This window comes from Azospirillum sp. BE72 (assembly GCF_031455875.1).
Classification (GTDB): Bacteria; Pseudomonadota; Alphaproteobacteria; order Azospirillales; family Azospirillaceae; genus Azospirillum.
Genome location: NZ_JAVDTO010000020.1, coordinates 25,494 through 48,431, shown reverse-complemented (window position 1 = coordinate 48,431; position 22,938 = coordinate 25,494). Strand labels below are relative to the sequence as shown.

Below are 22,938 nucleotides of genomic sequence, written 5' to 3'. Positions count from 1 at the left end.
CGCGTCAGCACAAAGCTCTGCTTTGTGCGAGAGCTGGGCGGGGGAGGGACTGCCGCCGAACGTCTACAAAGCTCCTATCCCCCTCCCCCGCCCAGCGGGGGAGGGTTGGGGTGGGGGTCCAACACCCCAACCCCTACCGCACCCCGCTGTTGCTGTAGTCGTACTGCACCCGCGGCGCCGCGGCGGGGGTGCCCGCGATCTTCTCGATCAGCGACCCGATCCCGCCGCCGGACCGCGCGTCGGCGGAGGCGACCGGGACGCCGCCCTGCGGCACCGCACCGGGCGGCGGGCTCCAGGCGGGGGCGCCGTCCAGGCCGGGAAGCGGACGGGCGGGCTTGCCGGCGTGGGCATCCATCATGAAGTCGCGCCACAGCTTGGCCGGCAGGCTGCCGCCGGTGACCTTCTTCATCGCGTCGTTGTTGTCGTTGCCCAGCCACACCCCCGCGACCAGATCGGCGGTGAAGCCGACGAACCAGGCGTCGTGATAATCCTGGGTGGTGCCGGACTTGGCCGCCGCCGGGCGGTTCAGCCGGGCGCTGCGGCCGGTGCCGTAATCCAGCACGCCGCCCATCATCCGCGTCAGCTGCACCGCATGGGCGGGATCGACCACCGCCCCGCCGCCGCCGCCCTGGCGCCGGTACAGCACGATGCCGTCGCGGCTCTTGATCTCGGTGATGGCGTAGGCCCAGACCGGGGCGCCGCGGTTGGCGATGCCGGCATAGGCGCGCACCAGTTCCAGCGGCGTCACCTCGCTGGTGCCGAGCGCCAGCGACAGGTCGCGGGTCAGTGGCGAGGCGATGCCGAGGTTCGACGCGATGCGCCGCACCCGGTCGGTGCCGACCCGGTCGATCAGCCGCGCCATCGCCGTGTTGGAGGAATGGGCCAGCGCCGCGGCCAGCGTGACGGTGCCGCGATACTTGCCGTCATAGTTGCCGGGGCTCCAATTGCCGAGTTGGACCGGCGCGTCCTCGATGGCGCTTTCGGGGGACCAGCCGGCCTCCAGCGCCGCCAGATAGACGAAGGGCTTGAAGGCGGAGCCCGGCTGGCGCATCGCCTGGGTGGCGCGGTTGAACTCGCTGCTGTCGTAATCGCGGCCGCCGACCAGCGCGCGCACCGCGCCATCGGGGCTCATGGCGACCAGGGCGCCCTGGCGGACGTTGGCGGCGGCGCCGGGACCGGCCAGCAGCGCCTCCATCCGCTGTTCGGCGGCGCGCTGCATCTTCAGGTCCAGCGTGGTGCGGACGATCACGTCGCCATGATCGGGACCGGCGAAGCCCGACACCAGATCGGTCACCCAATCGGCGAAATAGCGGCCGTCGCCGCCCGGCTTGCGCTTGGGAGAGGGCTTGGCGGCGCGCGCCGCCTCATACTGCGCCTGGGTGAGATAGCCGGCGTCCAGCATCGCCGCCATCACCACCCGCGCCCGCTCCGCCGACTCGTCGGGGTTGGAGCTGGGGGCGTAGCGCGACGGCGCCTTCAGCAGGCCGGCGAGCACCGCCGATTCGCGGATGTCGACCTCGGTCGCCGGCTTGCCGAAATAGGTGCGGGCGGCGGCGTCCACCCCGAAGGTTCCGGCGCCGAGATAGACGCGGTTCAGGTAGGCGGTGAGGATCTGGTCCTTGGTGAAGCGGCTCTCCAGCCAGAGCGCCAGCATGGCTTCCTGGATCTTGCGCTTCAGCGACTTCTCGGGCGTCAGGAACAGGTTCTTGGCCAGCTGCTGGGTGATGGTCGACCCACCCTGCACCGCCCGGCCGGAGCGCCAGTTGACGTAGACGGCACGCGCCAGACCCAGCGGGTCGATGCCGAAATGGCCGTAGAAGCGGCGGTCCTCGATCGCCAGCACGGCGTCGACCAGATGCGGCGGCAGGTCACGCACGCTGAGCGTCGTGCCGTGCAGATCGCCGAAGCGGGCGAACTCCGTCCCGTCGGCGGCCAGCACGGTGACGGAGGCGCGGCGTTCGAACTGCGCCACCTTGGAGATGTCCGGCAGGTCGAGCGCGAACCAGGCCAGCACCATGCCGAGGACGATGCCGCACCAGATGGCGGCGACCAGCCCCCCCTGCACCAGCCGCCTGCCCCAACCTGCCCCCTTGCGGGGAGGCTGCGGCGCCCGGCCGGGACGCCCGGCGGGCGGAGCCGGCGGCTGCGGCGGCAGGGCGCCGGCGGGCCGGCGGGCCGGCGGCTTGGGCGAACGGAGTTTGGTCGCGCTGAGCTTGGGCAAGGAGATCCTTGGCAAGGTGAAGGACGGCAGCGTGAAGGACGGCAGATTGAAGGGGAGCACCCCGGACCGGCGGCGCGGCCGCTGAACCGGCTTGTAGGGCGTCGGCGGCGGCGCGGCCGAGGGCGGCGGAGCCTTGCGGCGCGGCTTGCCGCGGCCGAACGACGCCAGCGCCGCGGACGCGATGTTGCGGAAGATCGCGCCGGCGGACAGGCGGCCGGGCAGCTTGTCGAGCGGCGACGGGTCGTCGCGGGTACGGACAGGGCGGGGGCCGGCATAAAGCTGACCCGTCCGGTGCTGCTCCGTCATGTGGTCCGGTCGGTCGGCGGTCACGGCGCGCTCGCAAAGCCCAGTAAGGTCGGTGTCTTGCCGGGGGAACGTCCCCGCAACGGTCCTAATACGCCCACACCCGCTTCGCCGAAAGACCGGTGGCGGTCCGGCGATTATTTGTCCCGCGACCGTGGCGAAAGAATGACGCTGTCCGCAATTGCGGGGTAGATGCCGGCGCGCCGATATGACGGCTCTATGAAGTTTGTCGGGGGCTCTACTTCGGACATGGACGGGGTGCTTTCGTCTCAGGCAAACTTTGCGCCTTGAGCGGGGCCGCTTTGCCGGCCGAGTCGCCAGCCCTTCAAACGCCACCAAAGAGCCAGGGAGACCGGACGTCATGTCCAAGATCGAGAATGCCCAGACCGATCGCGTCCAGACCGAGCCCCAGCGGTCCAGCGCCGAGACCCAGCGCGCCGCCAAGAGCTTCACCCGCCGCCTGCTGCTGCAGAGCGCCGCGGCTGCGGCCGGCGTCGCCTCGGTCGGTCCCTTCGTGCTGCGCGAGGGCCGCGCCGCGTCGGGATCGGTGAAGATCTTCTCCTGGGCCGGCTACATCAGCCCGGACATGCTGGCCGATTTCGAGAAGAAGACCGGCGTCAAGGCGACACTGACCGAATACGGCACCAACGACGAGCTGCTGAACCAGCTGAAGGCCACCGGCGGCGCCGGCTTCGACATCATCCACCCCACCGTCGACCGCGTGCCGAACTATGTCGAGTTCGAGCTGGTGCAGCCGCTCGACGAATCGAAGGTCAAGTGGGACGGCTGCCTGAAATCGTCGGTCGAGGGCTCCGCCGGGATGGGCGGCGTCGTCGGCGGCAAGCGTTACTTCGCCCCGGCAGACTGGGGGACGGAGGCGCTGGCCTTCGACATGAAGAAGGCGCCGCTCGCCTACGGCACCGCCAGCTACGGCGATTTGTGGGCGCCGGCCAACGCCGGCAAGGTGACGGTGCGCGGCCATTCCTCGCTGATCGGCATCGCGCTGTGGCTGGAAAGCCAGGGCAAGCTGCCCCACCCCGTCCGCGACCAGTTCAAGGACGAGGCGAAGGCCCGCGCCAACTTCGACGCCATCCTGAAGGTGGCCGCCGCCAACAAGAAGTCGGTCGCCCAGTTCTGGACCAACGAGAACGAGGCCCAGGGCGCCTTCCGCACCAACGGCTGCGTCATCGGCCAGACCTGGGACAGCAGCGCGGTGGCGCTGCGCAAGGAAGGGCTGCCGATCCGCTTCGTCGCGCCGAAGGAAGGGGCTCTCGCCTGGATGGAAGGCTTCGCCATTCCGAAGAAGGCGGAGAATCTGGAGAACGCCTATGCCTGGATCAACTGGTTCTACACGCCCCAGGCCGGCGCGCTCTACACCAACCATTCCGGCATCTCCAGCACCGCGGTGGGGGCGGAGGCGCATCTGTCCGACCTGAACAAGCAGTTCTTCACCGACGCCTATCCAGGCGACGCGCTGCAGAAGCTGTGGTGGTGGCCGATCCAGGAGGCGTGGTACGTCTCCATCCGCAACGAGTACCAGGATCGCTTCCTGGCGGCGTGATCGGCATACAGCAGGGGCCATGAGCCAAGACGTCCAACTCGACCACGTCACCATGCGGTTCGGCGACACCGTCGCCGTCCGCGACGTGTCGCTGACCATCGGGGCCGGGGAGTTCTTCAGCTTTCTCGGCCCTTCGGGCTGCGGCAAGACGACCATCCTGCGCATGATCTCCGGTTTCATGGAGCCGACGGCGGGCGCCGTGCGCATCGGCGGCCGGGACATGAAGGGGACCGGGCCGAACAAGCGGCCGACCGCGCTGATCTTCCAGAACCTGGCCCTGTTCCCGCTGATGACGGTGGCGGACAACATCGGCTTCGGGCTGGAGGTGCGCGGCGTGCCTTCCGCCGATCGCAAGCGCCGGGTGCGGGAACTGCTGGAACTGGTGGCGCTGCCCGACACCGCGGACAAGCGGGTGACCGACCTGTCCGGCGGCCAGCGTCAGCGCATCGCCATCGCCCGCGCGCTGGCGGTGGAGCCGGCGGTGCTGCTGCTGGACGAACCGCTGTCGGCGCTGGACCTCAAGCTGCGCCAGCACATGCGCGCCGAGCTGCGCGACCTGCAGAAGCGCACCGGCGTCACCTTCATCTACATCACCCACGACCAGGGCGAGGCCCTGACCATGTCCGACCGCATCGGCGTGATGTCGCGCGGCGTGCTGGAACAGGTGGGCGACGGCAAGACCATCTACGACCACCCGGAAACCGCCTTCGTCGCGTCCTTCGTCGGCGAATCGAACCGCTTCTCCGGTCCGGTCGTGGAGGCGGCGGAGGGCTGGGCGGTGCTGGACACCGCCTTCGGCCGCCTGCGCGGGCGCAACCCGCGGGGGCTGGCCGCAGGCGAGCGCGCCACCCTGTTCGTCCGGCCGGAACGGCTGGCCCCGGAAAGTCCGGGGGCGGGCGAGAGCGACAACGTCCTGAGCGCCCGCGTCAGCCACAGCGACTTCGAGGGCGCCTTCGTCAACGCCTTCCTCGACGGCGGGCTGACCGTGCAGATGCCGCATCTGGGCCAGGAGCCGGCCTTCGTCCCCGGCGAGACGGTGCGGCTGGGCTTCCGCGCTACGGACGCCGTGGTGTTGCCGACGAGGTAAGGAACTCCGGAAAAACGCACACAAACGAAAACGCCCCGGCCAGTTGGCCGGGGCGTTTCGCATTGGGAAGACTGAAGCGTCAGCTGGCCTGCTGGATCGCCGACAGCTGCCACTGGCCGCCGCGCGGGCGGACGAAGGTCCACAGCTCCGTCGCTTCGGTCGGCTGCGAGGCGTTGCCCTCCACCACACGGCCGCTGGCGCGGTCGACCGTGGTGTCGATCAGCGAGAAGCGCATGGCGACGGTGGCGTATTCCTGCGCCCCTTCGCGCCAGCCCTCGGCCAGATCGCCCTGCAGCAGGCGGACGTCGCTGACCTTGTTGACCACGCCGCGGTTGCGGTTCTCGGTCAGGTCGTCGGTGAAGTAGGACAGCATCTCCGGCGTCGTGGCGGCGCGCAGAGCGTCGACATCCTCACGTCCGTAGGCGGTCTGGACGGTGACGAGCAGACGCTCGAACGACTCGAAGTCGGCGGGCTGGATGCCGATCTCGTCGGACGCCTGACGACGCTGGGCCGGACCGGCATTGCCGCCGCCCATCGGGGTGCCGCCGACCGGGTTGTAGCGGACGTCGGCCGCGTCGCGGTTCATCTGGCCGCCCTGCGGGCCGCCGGCATAGGCCGGGTTGGCGCCGCCCATCTGCCCGCCCATCTGGCTGCCGAGCGGGCCGCCGGCCGGCGCGGTGTTCGCCGTCTGCGAGCGGCTGCGGAAGAAGCGGATGGCCAGACGGACGAGGAAGACGACCAGCAGGATCTGCAGGATGAAGCCCAGGATGCCGGCGAAGCTGCCGAGCCCCTCGAAGAAGCCGCCGCCGAACAGCATCGCGCCGATGCCGGCGCCGATCAGGCCGCCCATCAGGCCCGACATGAAGCCGCCGCCGAAGAAGCCGCGCGAGGGCGCCGCCGCCGGGGCGGTGGCCTGCGAACCGGGGCGCTGTGCGCCCGGCGCCGTCGCCGTCGCCGGGGCGGCGGAGCGCTCCATCGGCGAGACCGCGTTGGGCGCGGTGGAGGTGGCGGCCGGCGCCTCGGTCGTGCGGCTGCCGCGGCTGCCCGAGGAGCTGCTCTTGCCGGCGCGGGCGTCGGCGGTGCCGGCAGCCAGCGCCATCACCAGCGCAACCGCCACGGCGGTGGCGGCGCGGGCGCCGCGCATCTTTGTGGAGGTGGCGGAAAGGCTCGAAGGTCGGGTCTTCTCGCTCATGATCGTGCTCGCTTGTCGCATCTGGTCGGTTATCCAGCCTTCCCACATGGGGGTGGTGGCCGCCCCGTTTAAGAGGCGGTCTCACTTTTTTCCAGCAACATTCGGTGCCGCCGCCTAATCGGTTTCATTCTGCAGCGCAGCATCCATCAGGGGATCGCCCTTCAGCGCGTCGATGGCCCGCCGGTCGCGCTTGGTCGGGCGCCCGGCGCCGGGCTGCTGGAACGGCGCGCGGTAGGGGTCCTGCAGCCGCTCCTCCGGCACCGGCGGGGCGAGATCCTCGTACAGCGCCTGGGCCTCCGGCGCCGGCCCGCGGCGGCTGCCCAGCGCCACCACCTTGATGACGCGGATGTGCCGCCCCTGGGCGAAGGTCAGCACGTCGCCCGGCTTCACCGACGCATGCGCCTTGGTCACCACCGCCCCCGACAGCCGCACGCCCCCGTCGTTGCACAGCTTGGCGGCAAGGCTGCGCGTCTTGAAGAAGCGCGCGTACCAAAGCCACTTGTCGATCCGCAGCCGGCCGGGGGTGGAGTCTTCGGTGTCGGTCATCACGCGGCCTCCGAAGATCCCCTCTCCCCCCCGCTCACGCGCAAACGGAGTTTGCGCTGACGCGACAGGCGGACCTCCGGTCCGCCGAAAGCGGGGAGAGGATTAGGGTGAGGGGGGCGCGCGGCGAGGATTCTCGGGAAGGCACGCAGTGCATCCCCCTCACCCCGACCCTCTCCCCGAGGGGGAGAGGGGGAAAAGGCACTGATCGGCTGAGCGTTCATTCTACTCCCCAGCATGTTTGCTCACATCCCCGACAGCTGGCGCAGCTTGGCGAAGGGGTGGTCCTCGTTCGTCGGCTTCTCGCGCCGCTGCCTGTTGATCTGCGGACGCTTCCGCTTCCAGGTCACCGCCCCGTCCTCGGCCACCATCCGCACATAGCCGAGCCCGGTCAGCACCACGCCCAGTTCCTCAGCCGACAGGCCGACGCGCTGGCCGAGCGCCACCTCGCGGATCGGGATGTTCGCCTTGGACGCCGTCAGCAGTTCCGTCTCCAGCCGGTCGAGCATGTCCACGCGCAGCGCCCGGCCGCCGGCCAGCGGGTAGCCGATGGCTTCCCAGAAGGCGGGCGGCGCGCCGCCGTCCTTGACCGGCGGGGCTTCGACCGACACGCGGCCAGGCGGCGGGATCGGCACCGGCAAGGGATGGCCCTTCGACACCGCCCACAGCAGCCCGCGCAAGCTGACCGCCGCCGGCTTGGCCAGCGCCGTCAGATAGAGGTGCGACACGCCCAGCCGGACGCCCAGCTTGCCCAGCGCCTTGCGGTCCTCGCGCTCCAACCGTTCGACCATGTCTGCGACGGGTGCGCGCGGCAGCACCCCCAGCCCTTCCACCAGTTGGAAAGCCACCCCGCGGCCGGGGCCGGACAACCCCTCCGCGACGGACAGGGCGAACAGCGGCTTCAGCCGGACGGCGATGTGGTCCTTCAGCCAGCGGTCCAGCCGGGCCCGCACCCGCTCGCGCTGGGCCTGATCCAGCATGCCCTCGTCGAACGGCACCACCACCGGCGTCAGCACCGACGGCCCGGCGGCCAGCCGTGCCACCGGCAGATCGTCGGCGCTCAGCACCCCGTCCGGTCCTAGAGTGAAAACGTCGTCGGGCTCGGCCTCGAAGGCGCGCAGGCGCTTGGCCAATTCGTCGCGCAGCGCCCGGCGGGCGGCGGTCAGCAGAGACTTCGCCTCGTCGGAGCGGTCGGGCGCGTCGGGGACGAAGCGGAAGCCTTCCAGCCGCCCCACCACATGGCCTTCAACCACCACCTCGCCGTCGGCCCGCACGCCGCCCAGCAGCGAGCGGCCGTCCTTCAGCGTCCGCGCCAGCGTGGCGGAGCGGCGGTCGATGAAGCGCTGGGTCAGCCGTTCATGCAGGGCGTCGGACAGCCGATCCTCGATGGCGCGGGTGCGCTCCTGCCAGTGCAGCGGCTCCTTCAGCCAGGTCGGCCGGTTGGAGATGTAGGTCCAGGTGCGGATATGGGCGATGCGGGCGACCAGCGCGTCGATGTCGCCCTCCGTCCGGTCGAGCCGGGCGATCTGCTTGGCCACCCAATCGTCGTCCAGCCGGCGCTGGGGCCCTCGCAGGCTGCGGAAGACCTGGGCCAGCAGCTTGGTATGGGCATCCGACAGCACCTTGCGGAAGTCGGGGACCTGACAGACCTCCCACAGCAGCTTCACGGCGTCCCGGCCCCTCGCGAGGTCCATGATGTCGGGATCGCGCACCAGCGCCTGCAGGGCCAGATGGTCGTCGGCCTCGCGCACGCGGGACAGTTCCGGGATCGGCGCCCGTTCCTCCAGCGATTTCAGCAGGAAGCCCGGCGTGTCGAAACGCAGCGCGCTGTTGCGCCAGGACAGCGCCTTGACCGTCTCGAACTCGTGGTTCTCGACGCGGGTGACCAGATCGGCGTCCAGTTCCCCCACCTCGTCGGTGGTGCCAAAGGTGCCGTCGCGCATGTGGCGCCCGGCGCGGCCGGCGATCTGCGCCACCTCGGCAGGGCGCAGGCGGCGCGGGGCGAAGCCGTCGAACTTGACGATGCGGGCGAAGGCGACATGGTCGACGTCCATGTTCAGCCCCATGCCGATGGCGTCGGTCGCCACCAGATAGTCCACCTCCCCCGCCTGATAGAGGCCGACCTGCGCGTTGCGCGTGCGCGGGCTGAGCGCGCCCAGCACCACGGCGGTGCCGCCGCGTTGGCGCCGGATCATCTCGGCGATGGCATAGACGTCGGTGGCGGAAAACGCGACGACGGCGGAACGCGGCGGCAGGCGCGTCAGCTTCTTGTAGCCGGCATAGGTCAGCTGGGAGAAGCGCGGCCGGCTGATGAACTCCGCCTTCGGCACCAGCCGGCGGATCATCGGCTGCATGGAATCGGAGCCCAGGACCATCGTCTCGACCATGCCGCGGGCGTTCAGCAGCCGGTCGGTGAAGATGTGGCCGCGCTCCGGATCGGCGCAGAGCTGGATTTCGTCCACCGCCAGGAAATCGACGGCGCGGTCGAGCGGCATCGATTCGACGGTGCAGACCCAATATGAGGGGTTGGGAGGCAGGATCTTCTCCTCCCCCGTCACCAGCGCGACAGCGTTCTTTCCCTTGATCGAGACGATGCGGTCGTAATTCTCCCGCGCCAGCAGGCGCAGGGGAAAGCCGATCATTCCGGACCGGTGACCGAGCATGCGCTCGATCGCCAGATAGGTCTTGCCGGTGTTGGTCGGCCCCAGCACGGCGACCACACGGCCCCCCCGCCCGAGACCGCCGCCCGCCGAAGCGTGAGAGGACGTCATGGTGTTAAGCTTTGGGGTGCGGAAGCCCGCAATGCAAGCGGCGGCTTGTCTTTATCGCCTTCCGCTATGCCGCAAGGAATTTCTATCTCCCCCAAACGACAAGGGCCGCCGAATGGGGGTTCGGCGGCCCTTAGTCTCACGGCGGCTGCGTTGGGGGGCTTGGGATCGCCGCCGGGAGCTTGTCCTTTCCTGTTACGTCAGTTCTTGGGCTGCTCCTGCGGAGCTTTTCCCGGACCCTGGCCAGGACCGTTCCCCGGGCCCATCATGCCGCCCTGCCCCATGCCGCCCTGCCCCATGCCACCGGGTCCCATGCCGTGATGGCGCGGGCCGTCATGGTCGCCCCAGCCGCCATGATGGCCGCCCATGTGCTTACCCATATGGCCACCCATCCCGCCCGGACCCTGGTTCAGCATGCGGTCGGCCTGCTTCTGCTGGTCGGGCGTCAGCTGGGCGTAGAGGTCGGTCAGGGCCGGGCGGACGGTCTGGACCTGCTGCAGGTGGGCCTGCATCATCTGCTCGGCGCGTTCCAGGCGCTGCGGCAGGGCGGCGGGACGCGGGGCGTCCTTGAACTTCACGCACAGGTCCTGCGTCGGCTTCAAGCTGGAGCGGGCGGCATCGGCGAACTTGGTCCAGGCGGCGCGCTGCTGTTCGGTGATGTTCAGCTTCTTCTCCGCATAGGCCAGCTTGCCGGCCAGACGGGCCTCCTGGTCCTCGCACATGCGGGCGAAGTGACGGTCGGGGCCGCCGGCCGGGCCGGGACCGCCGGGCTGCGGACCACCCTGGGCGAAGACCGGAACGGCCACGCCGAGACCGGCGACCAGCAGGGCGGACGTCAGAAGGGCGCGTTTCATGGTGACAACTCCTCAGTGTTTGGACCGTGGAACACGGTGCTGACTAAACCCCGGATGGAGGGGGCTTATTCCGTTGGGACGTTGCCGGCTGCATCGCCGCCGTTGTCCCGATGACCAGACAATGGGCGCCGAACGTTGCGGTCGAATGTCCGCAAACCCGCCATTTGGTAACAGAGTGTAACCGCCGGCCGTCCCGTAACCCGGCGTTACACATTTCCCCTTCACCCCCGACGCGCCTCGCCCGATCATGGGAGCCATGGACCGCACACCCCACCTCCTCGTCGTCGACGACGACCGCGAAATCCGCTCTCTCGTCGCCCAGTTCCTGACCAAGCACGGCTTCCGGGTCACCGGGGTCCGGGACGGGGCGGAGATGATGCGCACGCTCGACGGCGCCCGCGTCGACCTGATCGTGCTGGACCTGATGCTGCCGGGGGAGGACGGGCTGTCGCTCTGCCGCCGGCTGCGCGCGACGCCGCAGACGGCGCAGACCCCCGTCATCATGCTGACCGCCATGGGGGAGGAGACCGACCGCATCGTCGGGCTGGAGATGGGCGCCGACGATTATCTGGCGAAGCCGTTCAGCCCGCGCGAACTGCTGGCCCGCATCAAGGCGGTGCTGCGCCGCGTCTCCGCCCCGCCGGTGGCGGGCGCCCCGGCGGCGGCCGGCGCGGTGCTGCGTTTCGAAGGCTGGTCGCTCGACCTCACCAAGCGGGAGCTGCGGTCGCCCGACGGCGTGCTGGTCCAGCTGTCGGCCGGCGAATACGACCTGCTGGTCGCCTTCGTCGAGCATCCGCAGCGGGTGCTGACCCGCGACCAGCTTCTGGATCTGGCGCGCGGCCGGTCGGCGGTTCCCTTCGACCGCTCCGTCGACGTGCAGGTCAGCCGCCTGCGCCGCAAGATCGAACCCGATCCGGCCGAACCGACCCTGATCAAGACGGTGCGCGGCGGCGGCTATCTCTTCACCCCGTCGGTGACCAGCGGCAGCGTGGCGTCATGACGGCCCGGCCGGACGACATCGCCGGAAAGCCCAAGGCGCCGCATCGCCCATCGGTCCGCCGCCGCGCCTTCCGCCGCCTGGGCCTCCGCTTTCCCGACAGCCTCGCCGCGCGCATCGCGCTGACGGTGGTGCTGGCGCTGCTGCTGACCCAGGCGATCAGCGCGCTGGTCTATCTGACCGACCGCAGCGAAGCGCCGCCGATCCACGGGCCGAACGTGCTGGTCCAGCGCATCACCGCCATCGTCCAGCTGGTGGAAAGCACGCCGCCCACGGGGCGCGAGCGGGTGGTGCGGGCCATCGACGATCCGGTCCTGCGGGTGGAATGGCGCGCCGACCGTCCGCCGCCCCTGCCGGCGGAGACCTATTCGAGCAGCCGCTTCGACGGGCTGAAACGCCGGCTGCGCGAGTCGCTGGACACCCCCGACCGCAACATCCTGGTCGAGGTCCAGCGCCCTCCTCGTGACGGGGGCCGTGACGACGACCACCATCGCCCGCCCTTCATGGGAGGCGACGAGAACCGGCGCTGGGGGCCGCATGTCCGGCTGTCGGTGCGGCTCGGCGACGGGTCCTGGCTGAGCTTCACCGGCGGCGATCCGCTGGCCGGCCCCTTCGGCATCGTCCGCTTCCTGTTCTGGATGGGGGCGGTGGTGGCGGTGATCCTGCTGGTCTCGCTGCTGGCCGCCCGCCGGGTGACGGCACCGCTCGCCGGATTCGCCGCCGCCGCCGAGCGGCTCAGCGTCGACGGCGAGGCCCAGCCCCTGCCCGAGGAAGGCCCGCGCGAGCTGCGCGCCGCCACCCGCGCCTTCAACCGGATGCAGGCGCGGCTCGCCCGCTTCGTCGCCGACCGCACCCAGATGCTGGCGGCGATCAGCCACGACCTGCGCACGCCGATCACCCGCCTGCGCCTGCGCGCCGAGCTGGTCGACGACCCGGAGATGCAGCGGCGGATGCTGGCCGACCTGGACGAGATGGAAGCGATGATCTCCGCCACGCTGGCCTTCGCCCGCGACGATGCCCAGCGCGAGCCGCGCGTCCGCTTCGACCTTGCCGACCTGCTGCAGAGCCTGTGCGACGACCGCGTCGATGCCGGCCACCGCGCCGTCTATGACGGTCCCGCCCATGTGGTGGCGGAAGGCCGCCCGGTGGCGCTGCGCAGGGCCTTCGCCAACCTGATGGACAACGCGATCAAGTATGGCGGCGGCTTCACCGTTCGTCTGGCGGAGGGGGCGGGCATGGACGGGCAGTCCGGCGGTTCGGCAGGCGGTCAGGGCCGCCAAGCCCTGATCCACATCGACGATGACGGTCCCGGCATCCCGGAGGCGGAGTTCGAGAAGGTCTTCGCCCCCTTCTACCGGCTGGAACGCTCGCGCTCGCGCGATACCGGCGGCGTCGGGCTGGGCCTGTCCACCGCCCGCAGCATCATCCGCGGCCATGGCGGCGACGTGACTCTGTCCAACCGCGACGGCGGCGGCGGGATTGGGGGTGGGAGCGGGGGCGGCGGGAGTTCGAGCGGCCTGCGCGCGACGGTGACCCTGCCGCTCTGAGCCCGGCCGCCTCACATCACGTAAAAGCGCGCCTTGACCGTCACCCCTTCCGCCCCGCGCAGGACGGTGCGGTTGCGGCCGCTGCGCTTGGCGAAGTAGAGCGCCTCGTCGGCCTGGGTCATCAGGTCGTTGACCGAGTCGGTGTCCTGAACCAGGCACATGCCGATGCTGACGGTGAAGGCGAAGCTGGCCCCGGTCCCGGTTTCCACCATGAGTTCGGCGGTGGAGCGGCGGATCGCCTCGACCCGCGCAAGCGCCGTCTCCAGGTCGCCGGCAGGCAGGCACAGGCAGAACTCCTCCCCGCCCAACCGACCGAGGAAGCCGCCGTCCGGCACCTGGGCGGCGCAATGGTCGGCGAAGCGCTTCAGCGCGAGGTCGCCGTTGGTGTGGCCGTGGGTGTCGTTGATCGTCTTGAAATGGTCGATGTCGAACATGGCGACCGCCAGCGCGGTCCCGTCCTCCTTCGCGGCGCGATAGGACTGCTCCAGCCGCTCCATGAAGTAGCGGCGGTTCAGGACACCGGTCAGGTAATCGGTGTGCAGCATCTCCACCATCACCCGGTGCATGCGGGTGATGCGCTCGCCGGCCCGCACGCGGGCGCGCAGCATCGACAGGTCGATGGGTTTCGCCAGGAACTCGTCGGCGCCGGAATCGAAAGCCTCGATCCGCCGGGCGGTCTCGGTGTCGCCGGTCATCAGGATGGTGAAGGTGCGGTGCTGGTCGTCCTCCGCCCGGACGTGCCAGCACAGTTCCAGCCCCGTCATCACCGGCATTTCAAGGTCGGTGATCAGGATGTGGATGTCGTGGCTGCGGTAGATCGACAGCGCCTGCGCCCCATCCTCGGCCAGCAGAACCCGGTAACCGTTGCTTTCCAGATCCGCACGAATCTGTTCGCGGAAGTATTCGGAATCGTCAGCGACAAGAATATTTGTTTCCACCGCAACACCCATGCCGTCCGCAAAGAATCCGTGCAGGCGGACCTTAGCAAACTTCCCGACGCGATGGGATGGTGGCGTGGCGACACGCCGCGGTTGATCAGCGGATCAAGCGATCTTCAGCTTTCGAGCATCCGGCGCAGCAGTTCCACGTCTTCGGCGAAGGACGGGTCGGTGGCGCGCAATTCGTCCACCTTCTTGACCGCATGCATGACCGTGGTGTGGTCGCGACCGCCGAACTTGCGGCCGATCTCCGGCAGGGAACGGGCGGTCAGCTGCTTGGCCAGATACATGGCGATCTGGCGCGGGCGGGCCACCGCGCGGGCGCGGCGGGCGGAATGCATGTCGGCGACGCGGATGTTGTAATGCTCCGCCACCCGCTTCTGGATCTCGTCGATGGTGACGCGGCGGTCGTTGGCGCGCAGCAGGTCGTGCAGCACCTCCTGCGTCGTCTCCAGCGAGATGGAGCGGCCGACCAGATCGGCATGGGCGACGATGCGGTTCAGCGCCCCTTCCAGCTCGCGGACGTTGGACGTGATCTTGTGGGCGAGGAATTCCAGCACCTTCAGAGGGATGGAGGCCTGGAGCGCATCGGCCTTGGCCTGGAGGATGCCCAGCCGCAGTTCGTAGGTGGTCGGGTGGATGTCGGCGACCAGCCCCCAGCCCAGGCGGGAGCGCAGCCGCTCCTCCATCCCTTCCAGGTCGGACGGGCTCTTGTCGGCGGAGATGATGACCTGCCGGTTCTGGTCGACCAGCGCGTTGAAAGTGTGGAAGAACTCCTCCTGCGTGGAGTCCTTGCCGCTGATGAACTGCACGTCGTCGATCATCAGCACGTCGACCGAGCGGAACTGCTGCTTGAAGGCCATCGTGTCCTTGAAGCGCAGCGCCCGGATGAACTGGTACATGAACTTCTCGGCCGAAAGGTACAGCACCTTGCGGTTCGGGTCGTTCTTGCGGATCTGCCAGGCCAGCGCGTGCATCAGGTGGGTCTTGCCCAAGCCCACCCCGCCATAGAGGAACAGCGGGTTGAAGGTCACGGTGGTGGCGTCGGCAACGCGCCGGGCGGCGGCATGGGCCAGCTCGTTCGGTTTGCCGACGACGAAATTCTCGAAGGTGAAGCGCGGGTCGAGGGCGGCGGACAGGTCGGACCGGTCCTCCAGAATCGCCGGGACGGCGTTCGGCGACTCGTCCGACGCCCCGCCATAGGAAGCCGAGGTGTAGACGGTCGACGGTGCCGAATCCGCGGAGAAGCCGCCATCGGCCGGACGCGGGGGCGGTGCCGGACGGGGCGCCGGGCGCGACTCGGCGAAACGGGAGTCCTGGGCACGGGGTGCCGGAGCGGGGCGGTCGTCGCCGTTGTCGTCGTTGTCGGCGACCAGCGCCGCAGGCGGGTTGGTGGAGGCGACGATGACGTCGATCGACTGGACTTCCGGATTCTCGCCGGACCAGAGGGCGCGGATGCGGTCGGCATAGTGGGTCAGCACCCAGTCGCGCATGAAGCGCGTGGGCACGACGATGCACACCTCGCCGCCGACAAGGCTGGCGACGGACAGCGGCTGAAGCCAGCTCCGGTAGGCGATCTCGCCGACCTCTTCCTTCAGGCGTCCGCGAATGCGCGCCCACTGCTGATCCAACGACACGCCGACCGACATGCTCCCTTACTCCCGCTCCTTCCCCCCGGCCAGCCCCCACCGCCGAGGCGGCGCGGGATCGACCCCGCGACCGGAACCGCCGCGCACCGCAGCCGGCCACACCGATGGTGTGCCCGCCGACTGGTGCCCCGGCCGCCCGCCTGGTCCCGCCCGTATGTGTACAGGCAGGGTTGACCCCGAACGGAACATTATACCCAAAACGCACACGCATGAGTCGACGGGATTGTAAATCCCGCCCCAAGCGCGACAGCTTGTAAGTAAAAGAAGATCGTGCGATTGACCGGGACTCAACAAGCCCTGATCCGGCGTAGACCTTCAGTATTTCACTTCTGTGTTCGGCCGGCCACAGAGTGTTGCATCACCCCATTTCGCCCCGCCGAATTGGAGCAAAAGTCTAACCATACCAACGAAATCTGGCAATGGGACAGATGGCGAACGGCCTAAAAAGATAAAAACCACTGCTCTAACCACAAGGCCGATCTCGAATCTCATAAGCACGCCTAACAACAATCTAAGACAATTGTCGAGTACCCATACATTTACTTTAAACGCAAAAAGCCGCGCCCCGAGTCACGGGCGCGGCTTTTTGAAACCAGCGGATGAAAGCTCTATCAGAGAGCCTTGATCGCAGCCGACAGACGCGACAGCTTGCGCGACACGGTGTTCTTGTGCAGCACGCCCTTGGAGACGCCGCGCATCAGCTCCGGCTGAGCGGACTTGAACGCGTCGGCGGCGGCGGACTTGTCGCCGCTCTGGATCGCGCCCTCGACCTTCTTCACGAAGGAACGGATGCGGCTGATGCGGGCACGGTTGACTTCCGTGCGACGCTCGGTCTGACGAATGCGCTTTTCAGCGGACTTATGATTGGCCATGGAAACCCTACTCCGAACGACACGGCTGTCGTGATGCGAGCGCGCCTTATACGCGGCAGCGCACCCCGAGTCAAGGCGTGGACGCCCGATGATTTTGACTAATCGTACTCAGACGACATCTTGATGGGATCTGGTCCGTCCCCCGCAAGATGCAGGGGACGGCCCCGACGGCAGAGTCAACGCGTGATCGGCGACTCAGCGGTTCTTCCAACCGGCCTGGCGCTTCTCGGCGAAGGCGGCCATGCCTTCCTTCTGGTCTTCGGTGGCGAAGGTCGAATGGAACAGGCGGCGCTCGAAACGGATGCCCTCGGCCAGCGTCGACTCATAGGCGACGTTGACCGCCTCCTTGGCCATGGCGATGACCGGCTGCGACAGCGAGGCGATCTTGGTGGCGACCTTCACCGCCTCCTCCACCAGCTCGGCGGCCGGGACGATGCGGGAGACGAGGCCGCAGCGCTCGGCCTCGGCGGCGTCGATCATGCGGCCGGTCAGGACCATCTCCATCGCCTTGGACTTGCCGACGAAGCGGGTCAGGCGCTGGGTGCCGCCGGCGCCGGGGATGGTGCCGATGGTGACCTCCGGCTGGCCGAACTTGGCGGTGTCGGCGGCCAGGATGAAGTCGGCCATCATCGCCAGCTCGCAGCCGCCACCCAGCGCGAAGCCGGCCACCGCGGCGATGGTCGGCTTGCGGCACTTGGCCAGCCGCTCCCACTTCGCGGTGATGAAGTTGGAATTGTAGACATCCATGTAAGAGAAGCCGGCCATCTCCTTGATGTCGGCGCCGGCGGCGAAGGCGCGCTCCGACCCGGTGACGACGATGGCGCCGATGGCGGAGTCCGCCTCGAAATCGTCGAGCGCCCGACCCAGCTCGGTCACCAGCTGGTCGCACAGCGCGTTCAGCGCCTTCGGACGGTTGAGCGTGATCAGGCCGACCGGGCCGCGGGTCTCGACGAGGATGGTTTCATACGACATGGCTGCAGCACTCTCCCGATGGGGCGAGCCCGGTTGCTTCCGGGACTCGTGGTTGTGTAGGGGCGTCTGTTGAGGACCCGCGCGAGTATGGCGGGTGTTCCCGCCGTCAGCGCGGCGTCAAAGTGAAGCGGACGGCGGTCGCGGACTTGGGTTTGGCCTGTTGGGGGAATTCCAGCCGCAGTTCCTCGCCCTCGCGGACGAAGACGCGGTCGGATGCCCGGCGCCAGCCCAGCTGCGGCAGGGTCTGGTCGTAGAAGGCCAGCACCGCCTGGCGCGGCACCTCTCCCGACAGCACGGCCTGGATGATCCGCCCGCCCGGCTTGTCGAAGACCAGCGGCTCCGATTCGGCGGTCGCCAGCCCGGGCATCACCGGAACGTCGGTGAAGCCGGGGACGAACGGCCCGGAGTCGGCAGCGACCAGTTGGGCGGCGAATGCCGGAGGAATGGGAATAAGGAAGCTCCCCAGGCCCGCGACCGCGGGGCCGGCAAGGAGGAAAGCGGCGGACGCCGCCCGGAGCATGGCCGGTAGAGCCGTCATGCCCCAGCTATATCACCGTTGGCGCGCCGCACAAAAGAAAGTCGAGCGGCCTGACTGTACAATCCGCTGAACGCCCCCCGTCCGGGCACGGTCACAGTCGCAATCGGGGCAGCCCTCCCCCTCCCGGTCGTAGACGGCGAACTGGTGCTGGAAATAGCCCAGCTCCCCCGACGCCTGCCGGTAGTCGCGCAAGGAGGAGCCGCCGGCGGCGATCGCACGCTCCAGCACCTCGCGCACCGCGGTGGCGAGACGGTCGACCTCTTCACCGGTCAGGCTGGCGGCGGTCCGGGTGGGCAGGATACCGGACTGGAACAGCGCCTCCGACACATAGATGTTGCCGAGACCGGCGACGACGCTCTGGTCGAGCAGGGCGGCCTTGACCGGCGTCATCTTGCCTGCCAGACGGCGGGCGAGCTCGGGGCCGGAGAATTCGTTGCCCAGCGGCTCCGGCCCAAGGTTGCGCAGCATCGGATGGTCGCCCAGCGCGTCGGCGACCGTCAGGTCCATCAGGCCGAAGCGGCGGGCGTCGTTGAAGGTGACGATTGTGCCGGCGTCGGTCTCGAACACCACATGGTCGTGCTTGTCGAAGGAATCGGGGCGTTCCGGCGCGATGATCATGCGGCCGGACATGCCGAGATGGGCGATCAGCACACCGCCGTCATCCAGATGCATCAGGATGTATTTGGCCCGCCGCCGCACCGACTCGACGCGCCGGCCGGTCAGCCTTTCGCAGAAGCGCGGCGGAAAGGGGGTGCGCAGGTTCGGCCGCCGCTGCTCCACACGGACCAGCCGCCGGCCTTCGAGATGCGGGGCGAGGCCCCGGCACACCGTCTCGACTTCGGGAAGTTCAGGCATCGGCAGAGTGTGGGGTGGGTGGGACGGAAGTTAAAGCCCAAGGACGCAAGGAGAGCGTCACCGATATTCCTTGAAGCGCTCCGTCGCCTGGATCAGCGCGGCACGGATGCCGGGTTCCATGGCGGAGTGGCCGGCATCGGGAACGATGCGGTAGTCGGCCTCCGGCCAGGCGCGGTGCAGCGCGTCGGCGGAGATCACCGGGCAGACGATGTCGTAGCGGCCCTGGACGATCACCCCCGGCAGATGGCGGATGCGGGACACGTCGCGCAGCAGCTTGTCTTCCGGCACAAAGCGGTTGGAGCGGAAGTAATGCGCCTCGATCCGCGCCAGCCCCAGGGCGTGGCGGTCCTCGCCGCTGGCGGCGATCAGGTCGGGCGACGGCAGCAGGGACGAGCAACTGCCCTCATAGATGCTCCACACCCGCGCGGCGGCCATGCGCACCATCGGATCGGGCGAGTCGAGCCTCTTCCAATAGGCCTCCAGCAGGTCGCCGCGCTCGTCTTCCGGGATGTGGCCGGCGAAGGCGGCCCAGGCCTCCGGAAACAGGACGCGCATGGAATAGAGGAACCAGTCGATCTCGCTCTTCCGCATCAGGAAGATGCCACGCAGGATCAGGCCCAGACAGCGCTCCGGATGGGTTTCGGCATAGGCCAGCGCCAGCGTCGAGCCCCAGGAGCCGCCGAACAGATGCCAGCGTTCGATCCCCAGATGCCGGCGCAGCGTCTCGATGTCCTCGACCAGCCGTTCGGTGGTGTTCTCCCGCGTTTCGCCGAGCGGCGTGGAGCGGCCGGCCCCGCGCTGGTCCATCACGACGATGCGGTAATGGGCGGGATCGAAAAAGCGGCGGTGGGTGGGCGAGGCCCCGGCCCCCGGCCCGCCATGCAGGAACATCACCGGCACGCCGCGCGGGTTGCCCGCCTGCTCCCAATAGACCGTATGAATCCCGTCGACGGCGAGCGTGCCGGTCTGGAACGGGTCGATGGGCGGATAGAAGTCGCTGCGGGGCATGGCCATGCATCCAGTGGTGCGGGCCACAAGTGTAAAGGAGCCACCGGGGCTCGCGCCAGAGCGACGAAGTCGTGAAACGACAAAGGCCGCCCGAAGGCGGCCTTGCATGTCGAAGTTATGGAGGAGGATGGCGCGCCCGAAGAGATTCGAACTCCTGACCCTCAGATTCGTAGTCTGATGCTCTATCCAGCTGAGCTACGGGCGCCTTGTCCACCAAACGTCTCGCCGTCGAAGTGTCCCCCGGCGTCGAGGCGCGCAACCTACTCAAATCCGTCATCGAAGGCAAGAGCTTTTCACGAAGAAAAACGCGAAGCTTTCTTGCGGATTCGACGGCATCCCAGACGACAAAGGCCACCGCGGAGGTGGCCTGTCTTGTCGAACGGGAAGGATGGCGCGCCCGAAGAGATTCGAACTCCTGACCCTCAGATTCGTAGTCTGATGCTCTATCCAGCTGAGCTACGGGCGCCTTATCCACCGTCTGTCCCGGCGTCGGCGGCAGGCCGTCGGCGTCGAGGCGCGCAACATACTCAAACACTCCCTGCCCCGCAAGCGCTTTTTTCACGAAATTTCGCCTGCCTTCCAACACCCCTGCGACGCTCCTGCGACGGTCGGTCCACCGCGTACCAATCACCCCCGATTGCCGGGCGGCGGCGGCTGGGTTATACAGTCCCCTTGCTGTTTTTGGAGAGTCAGTACCGTGGCCGAAGCCCCCTTCAACAAGCATTTCCCGGTGTCCTGGGAAGAGCTCCACCGCAACGCCAAGGCGCTGGCCTGGCGCCTGATCGACCGTGGCCCGTGGAAGGGCATCATCGCGATCACGCGCGGCGGCATGGTTCCTGCGGCGATCATCGCGCGCGAGCTCGAGATCCGCATGATCGACACCGTCTGCGTCTCCAGCTACGATCACCAGCAGCAGCGCAATGCGACGGTGCTGAAGGGTGTCGAGGGCGCCAATGCCGGCGACGGCGAGGGCTGGCTGATCATCGACGACCTGGTCGACACCGGCAAGACGGCGGAAGTCGTGCGCAAGATGCTGCCGAAGGCGCATTTCGCCACCGTCTACGCCAAGCCGGCCGGCCGGCCGCTGGTCGACACCTTCATCACCGAAGTCAGCCAGGACACCTGGATCCACTTCCCCTGGGACATCGAGCTGCAGTTCTCGCAGCCGATCGCCAAGCTGCGGCAAAGCTGACGGCCAGCCACCGGCACGGCTCCCCGCGGCATGCGGGGGCCATGCCGGTGCGCCGGTTCGCGTGTTCCGGCTCATTACATAAAAATTTACCGTTTGCGTCCTAAATGACGCGCGGCGGAGCGTCTGCGCCCGCCAGCACCTTACCAACATCGCGTGGCGGCCCGCGCATGACCGACGATTCGACCGGCGACATACGCCCGGATGAACTGCACCAGGAAGAGCTGCGGCAGAAGATCGACGCGCTGGTGACACGGCTGCCGGCAAGCCTCGTCTACAGTCTGCTGAGCGAGATCGAGGGCATGGACAGCGAGCCGACCGACCGGGTCCAGCTCGTCCGCCAATATGTCATCGAGTATCTGAACCGCCAGCGCACCAACCGCGCCCGGCGCCTGTTCACCAACCTGTTCGAAGCCTTCCTGATCGACGACGACGTGCTGTACCACGCCGGCCTGTCGATTCCCGGCATGCTGCAGCGCGTCGATGTCGGCGCCCTGTGGGAGGCGCTGAGCCGCGACGCCTTCCCGCTGCTGGCGGTGGAGGCGCAGGAGACGCTGGACGAGATGGCGCGCGGCGACGTGATCGACCGCATCCTGCGCTCCCCCGTCGCCATGGTGATGAAGGAGCGGATGCGCGTCGCCGCAGTGAAGCATCTGGACGCCGTGCTGGCGAACAAGAAGGCAACGGACGAATTGCTGGCCGGCCTGTCGCGCAACCGGCCGCGCCGCACCCGGCTGATGTCGGGATTCCTGGAAAAGACGCCGGCCATCGACATCGGCACGCTGCGGCTGATGCATCTGGTTCTGGCCAATGCCGAAGGACCGGTGAAGCCGGTCGCCGACCGGCTGGAGGATTTTCCCGCCTCCTGCGGCAGCGAGGCGGAGGCGAACCGGCTGGCCGACCTGCTGCAGGACGCGACGGAGCAGCTGCGTGACCGTTGCGGCGACGATCTGGCGAACCTGCTGCCGCTGTCGGTCCTGACGGTGAAGCGCAATTATCCGGTCGCGGCGCTCTATGTCCGGCAGAGCGGCGTCGATCCCGGCCGCGGCGACGCCATGACCGCGGCGCTGACCGGCCATTTCGTCGGCGTCACCCGCGCGCTGACCGCGGCGCTGACCGTCATCCTCAAGCTGAACGACAGGGTTCCCGGCTCCGCCATCCGCCCCAGCGCCAAGGAGAAGGCGCGGCTGGAGGCGCTGGTGCAGCGTCTGGACCAGTTGGTCCACGCCGCCATCTCCGCCGGGCTGATGGAGGACCGGCGCAGCGAGCCGGCCTTCCGCAACGCCTGGACCCAGGCGGCCAAGATCATCGGCGCGCGGGTGGCCGCGGTGGCGATGGAACGCTCCGCCCAGGCCGCCGCCGCCCGGCGCCAGCCGGTCATCGACCATGGCGACGTCGTCTGGCTCGACCGGCTGCTGTGGCGCTGGCAAGGGATGTCGCGCGACTTCGGGTTCGAGACCTACGATCTGGTGAAATGGCGCGAAAACCTGCTGGAGGAGCTGCGCGCCAACGTCGAGAAGGCGATGAAGTTCGAGGATGCCGACCCGCTCGACGAGCGGATGGAGCATCTCCTGCGGATCAACGCCATCGCCGGGGTGTTCGGCCAGCGCGTCAGCGCCTGGATCCCCACCTTCAGCCACAACATGACCCGCCTGCTGTCGCACCGGCTGGAACGCGGCGGGACGTTGGGCGTGGAAGAGCAGGCGATCATCGACGACCTCGTCGCCACGGCGCGCACCGAGGTGGGCAAGTCGCGCTACTGGAAAAGCAACGAGCTGATGGACCTGATCGAGCTGTCGGAGCGGACGCGGCCGGTGGGATGAGATGTCGCCGCGGGTCCCCCC

18 protein-coding genes and 2 tRNA genes are annotated in these 22,938 nt (G+C 68.7%); 6 read left to right on the top strand and 14 right to left on the bottom strand.

What is annotated here, in order from left to right; translation table 11 throughout:
- Nucleotides 1–133: 133 nt before the first annotated feature.
- On the bottom strand, nucleotides 134–2,551 hold the full coding sequence (locus J2Y49_RS28735) for a PBP1A family penicillin-binding protein (protein WP_310118886.1): 2,418 nt from the start codon (nucleotides 2,549–2,551) through the stop codon (nucleotides 134–136).
- A 334-nt stretch (nucleotides 2,552–2,885) separates the two neighbouring features.
- Here J2Y49_RS28735 and J2Y49_RS28730 point away from each other — a divergent pair, with 334 nt between their 5' ends.
- Together J2Y49_RS28730 and J2Y49_RS28725 are read left to right on the top strand one after the other, a co-directional pair.
- Entirely contained in the window at nucleotides 2,886–4,085 is a 1,200-nt protein-coding gene (locus J2Y49_RS28730; protein ID WP_310118885.1) for an extracellular solute-binding protein, read from the top strand.
- Between the two features lie 19 nt (nucleotides 4,086–4,104).
- Nucleotides 4,105–5,172 (top strand): ABC transporter ATP-binding protein, encoded by a 1,068-nt coding sequence (locus tag J2Y49_RS28725; RefSeq protein WP_310118884.1) that lies wholly within the window; start codon nucleotides 4,105–4,107, stop codon nucleotides 5,170–5,172.
- A 79-nt stretch (nucleotides 5,173–5,251) separates the two neighbouring features.
- Here J2Y49_RS28725 and J2Y49_RS28720 read toward each other — a convergent pair whose 3' ends face one another.
- From J2Y49_RS28720 to J2Y49_RS28705, 4 genes are all read right to left on the bottom strand, one after another.
- Nucleotides 5,252–6,364 (bottom strand): Tim44 domain-containing protein, encoded by a 1,113-nt coding sequence (locus J2Y49_RS28720; protein ID WP_310118882.1) that lies wholly within the window; start codon nucleotides 6,362–6,364, stop codon nucleotides 5,252–5,254.
- Nucleotides 6,365–6,478: 114 nt separating this feature from the next.
- Nucleotides 6,479–6,910 carry an RNA-binding S4 domain-containing protein gene (locus J2Y49_RS28715; protein WP_310118881.1) on the bottom strand — a complete coding sequence of 144 codons (432 nt, stop codon included), beginning with the start codon at nucleotides 6,908–6,910 and terminating at the stop codon, nucleotides 6,479–6,481.
- A 242-nt stretch (nucleotides 6,911–7,152) separates the two neighbouring features.
- Nucleotides 7,153–9,678 (bottom strand): helicase-related protein, encoded by a 2,526-nt coding sequence (locus tag J2Y49_RS28710; RefSeq protein WP_310118880.1) that lies wholly within the window; start codon nucleotides 9,676–9,678, stop codon nucleotides 7,153–7,155.
- Nucleotides 9,679–9,875: 197 nt separating this feature from the next.
- Nucleotides 9,876–10,529 (bottom strand): Spy/CpxP family protein refolding chaperone, encoded by a 654-nt coding sequence (locus J2Y49_RS28705; protein ID WP_310118879.1) that lies wholly within the window; start codon nucleotides 10,527–10,529, stop codon nucleotides 9,876–9,878.
- Between the two features lie 256 nt (nucleotides 10,530–10,785).
- On the opposite strand from J2Y49_RS28705, the gene J2Y49_RS28700 reads away from it, so the two are divergent.
- Together J2Y49_RS28700 and J2Y49_RS28695 are read left to right on the top strand one after the other, a co-directional pair.
- Entirely contained in the window at nucleotides 10,786–11,529 is a 744-nt protein-coding gene (locus J2Y49_RS28700; RefSeq protein WP_310118878.1) for a response regulator, read from the top strand.
- On the top strand, nucleotides 11,526–13,073 hold the full coding sequence (locus J2Y49_RS28695) for an ATP-binding protein (RefSeq protein ID WP_310118877.1): 1,548 nt from the start codon (nucleotides 11,526–11,528) through the stop codon (nucleotides 13,071–13,073). The genes J2Y49_RS28700 and J2Y49_RS28695 overlap by 4 nt, the downstream gene beginning before the upstream one ends.
- A gap of 11 nt (nucleotides 13,074–13,084) precedes the next feature.
- Here the strand turns inward: J2Y49_RS28695 and J2Y49_RS28690 are convergent, their stop codons facing one another.
- The 9 genes from J2Y49_RS28690 to J2Y49_RS28650 all read right to left on the bottom strand — a co-directional run bounded on the left by J2Y49_RS28690 (nucleotide 13,085) and on the right by J2Y49_RS28650 (nucleotide 20,371).
- Complete coding sequence (locus J2Y49_RS28690) at nucleotides 13,085–14,011, bottom strand: diguanylate cyclase (protein ID WP_310118876.1); 927 nt, start codon at nucleotides 14,009–14,011, stop codon at nucleotides 13,085–13,087.
- Between the two features lie 116 nt (nucleotides 14,012–14,127).
- Nucleotides 14,128–15,660 carry a chromosomal replication initiator protein DnaA gene (gene dnaA / locus J2Y49_RS28685; RefSeq protein ID WP_310118874.1) on the bottom strand — a complete coding sequence of 511 codons (1,533 nt, stop codon included), beginning with the start codon at nucleotides 15,658–15,660 and terminating at the stop codon, nucleotides 14,128–14,130.
- 611 nt (nucleotides 15,661–16,271) lie between these two features.
- Nucleotides 16,272–16,532 (bottom strand): 30S ribosomal protein S20, encoded by a 261-nt coding sequence (rpsT, locus tag J2Y49_RS28680; protein ID WP_044549314.1) that lies wholly within the window; start codon nucleotides 16,530–16,532, stop codon nucleotides 16,272–16,274.
- 195 nt (nucleotides 16,533–16,727) lie between these two features.
- Nucleotides 16,728–17,504: an enoyl-CoA hydratase gene (locus tag J2Y49_RS28675; protein WP_310118871.1), complete on the bottom strand. Its 777-nt coding sequence runs from the start codon at nucleotides 17,502–17,504 to the stop codon at nucleotides 16,728–16,730.
- 106 nt (nucleotides 17,505–17,610) lie between these two features.
- Nucleotides 17,611–18,042, bottom strand: coding sequence for a hypothetical protein (locus J2Y49_RS28670; RefSeq protein ID WP_310118869.1), 432 nt, complete (start codon nucleotides 18,040–18,042; stop codon nucleotides 17,611–17,613).
- Nucleotides 18,043–18,054: 12 nt separating this feature from the next.
- Nucleotides 18,055–18,897, bottom strand: a complete 843-nt coding sequence (gene mutM, locus J2Y49_RS28665) for a bifunctional DNA-formamidopyrimidine glycosylase/DNA-(apurinic or apyrimidinic site) lyase (protein ID WP_310118867.1) — start codon at nucleotides 18,895–18,897, stop codon at nucleotides 18,055–18,057.
- Nucleotides 18,898–18,954: 57 nt separating this feature from the next.
- Nucleotides 18,955–19,905, bottom strand: coding sequence for a prolyl aminopeptidase (pip, locus tag J2Y49_RS28660; RefSeq protein WP_310118865.1), 951 nt, complete (start codon nucleotides 19,903–19,905; stop codon nucleotides 18,955–18,957).
- Between the two features lie 128 nt (nucleotides 19,906–20,033).
- Nucleotides 20,034–20,110, bottom strand: a tRNA-Arg gene (locus J2Y49_RS28655).
- 184 nt (nucleotides 20,111–20,294) lie between these two features.
- Nucleotides 20,295–20,371 (bottom strand) — tRNA-Arg (locus J2Y49_RS28650).
- Nucleotides 20,372–20,602: 231 nt separating this feature from the next.
- On the opposite strand from J2Y49_RS28650, the gene gpt reads away from it, so the two are divergent.
- Nucleotides 20,603–21,097, top strand: a complete 495-nt coding sequence (gene gpt / locus J2Y49_RS28645; protein ID WP_014249303.1) for a xanthine phosphoribosyltransferase — start codon at nucleotides 20,603–20,605, stop codon at nucleotides 21,095–21,097.
- Nucleotides 21,098–21,264: 167 nt separating this feature from the next.
- On the top strand, nucleotides 21,265–22,917 hold the full coding sequence (locus J2Y49_RS28640; protein WP_310118862.1) for a hypothetical protein: 1,653 nt from the start codon (nucleotides 21,265–21,267) through the stop codon (nucleotides 22,915–22,917).
- The last annotated feature ends 21 nt before the right edge of the window (nucleotides 22,918–22,938 follow it).

Bases quoted from the DNA above. Each gene is read 5' to 3' on its own strand.
- J2Y49_RS28670 (WP_310118869.1), bottom strand. From the start codon at position 18,042: ATGACGGCTCTACCGGCCATGCTCCGGGCGGCGTCCGCCGCTTTCCTC.
- pip (WP_310118865.1), bottom strand. From the start codon at position 19,905: ATGCCCCGCAGCGACTTCTATCCGCCCATCGACCCGTTCCAGACCGGC.
- dnaA (WP_310118874.1), bottom strand. From the start codon at position 15,660: ATGTCGGTCGGCGTGTCGTTGGATCAGCAGTGGGCGCGCATTCGCGGA.
- J2Y49_RS28700 (WP_310118878.1), top strand. From the start codon at position 10,786: ATGGACCGCACACCCCACCTCCTCGTCGTCGACGACGACCGCGAAATC.
- J2Y49_RS28725 (WP_310118884.1), top strand. From the start codon at position 4,105: ATGAGCCAAGACGTCCAACTCGACCACGTCACCATGCGGTTCGGCGAC.
- J2Y49_RS28720 (WP_310118882.1), bottom strand. From the start codon at position 6,364: ATGAGCGAGAAGACCCGACCTTCGAGCCTTTCCGCCACCTCCACAAAG.
- J2Y49_RS28715 (WP_310118881.1), bottom strand. From the start codon at position 6,910: ATGACCGACACCGAAGACTCCACCCCCGGCCGGCTGCGGATCGACAAG.
- J2Y49_RS28710 (WP_310118880.1), bottom strand. From the start codon at position 9,678: ATGACGTCCTCTCACGCTTCGGCGGGCGGCGGTCTCGGGCGGGGGGGC.
- J2Y49_RS28640 (WP_310118862.1), top strand. From the start codon at position 21,265: ATGACCGACGATTCGACCGGCGACATACGCCCGGATGAACTGCACCAG.
- J2Y49_RS28695 (WP_310118877.1), top strand. From the start codon at position 11,526: ATGACGGCCCGGCCGGACGACATCGCCGGAAAGCCCAAGGCGCCGCAT.
- J2Y49_RS28705 (WP_310118879.1), bottom strand. From the start codon at position 10,529: ATGAAACGCGCCCTTCTGACGTCCGCCCTGCTGGTCGCCGGTCTCGGC.
- rpsT (WP_044549314.1), bottom strand. From the start codon at position 16,532: ATGGCCAATCATAAGTCCGCTGAAAAGCGCATTCGTCAGACCGAGCGT.
- J2Y49_RS28675 (WP_310118871.1), bottom strand. From the start codon at position 17,504: ATGTCGTATGAAACCATCCTCGTCGAGACCCGCGGCCCGGTCGGCCTG.
- J2Y49_RS28730 (WP_310118885.1), top strand. From the start codon at position 2,886: ATGTCCAAGATCGAGAATGCCCAGACCGATCGCGTCCAGACCGAGCCC.
- mutM (WP_310118867.1), bottom strand. From the start codon at position 18,897: ATGCCTGAACTTCCCGAAGTCGAGACGGTGTGCCGGGGCCTCGCCCCG.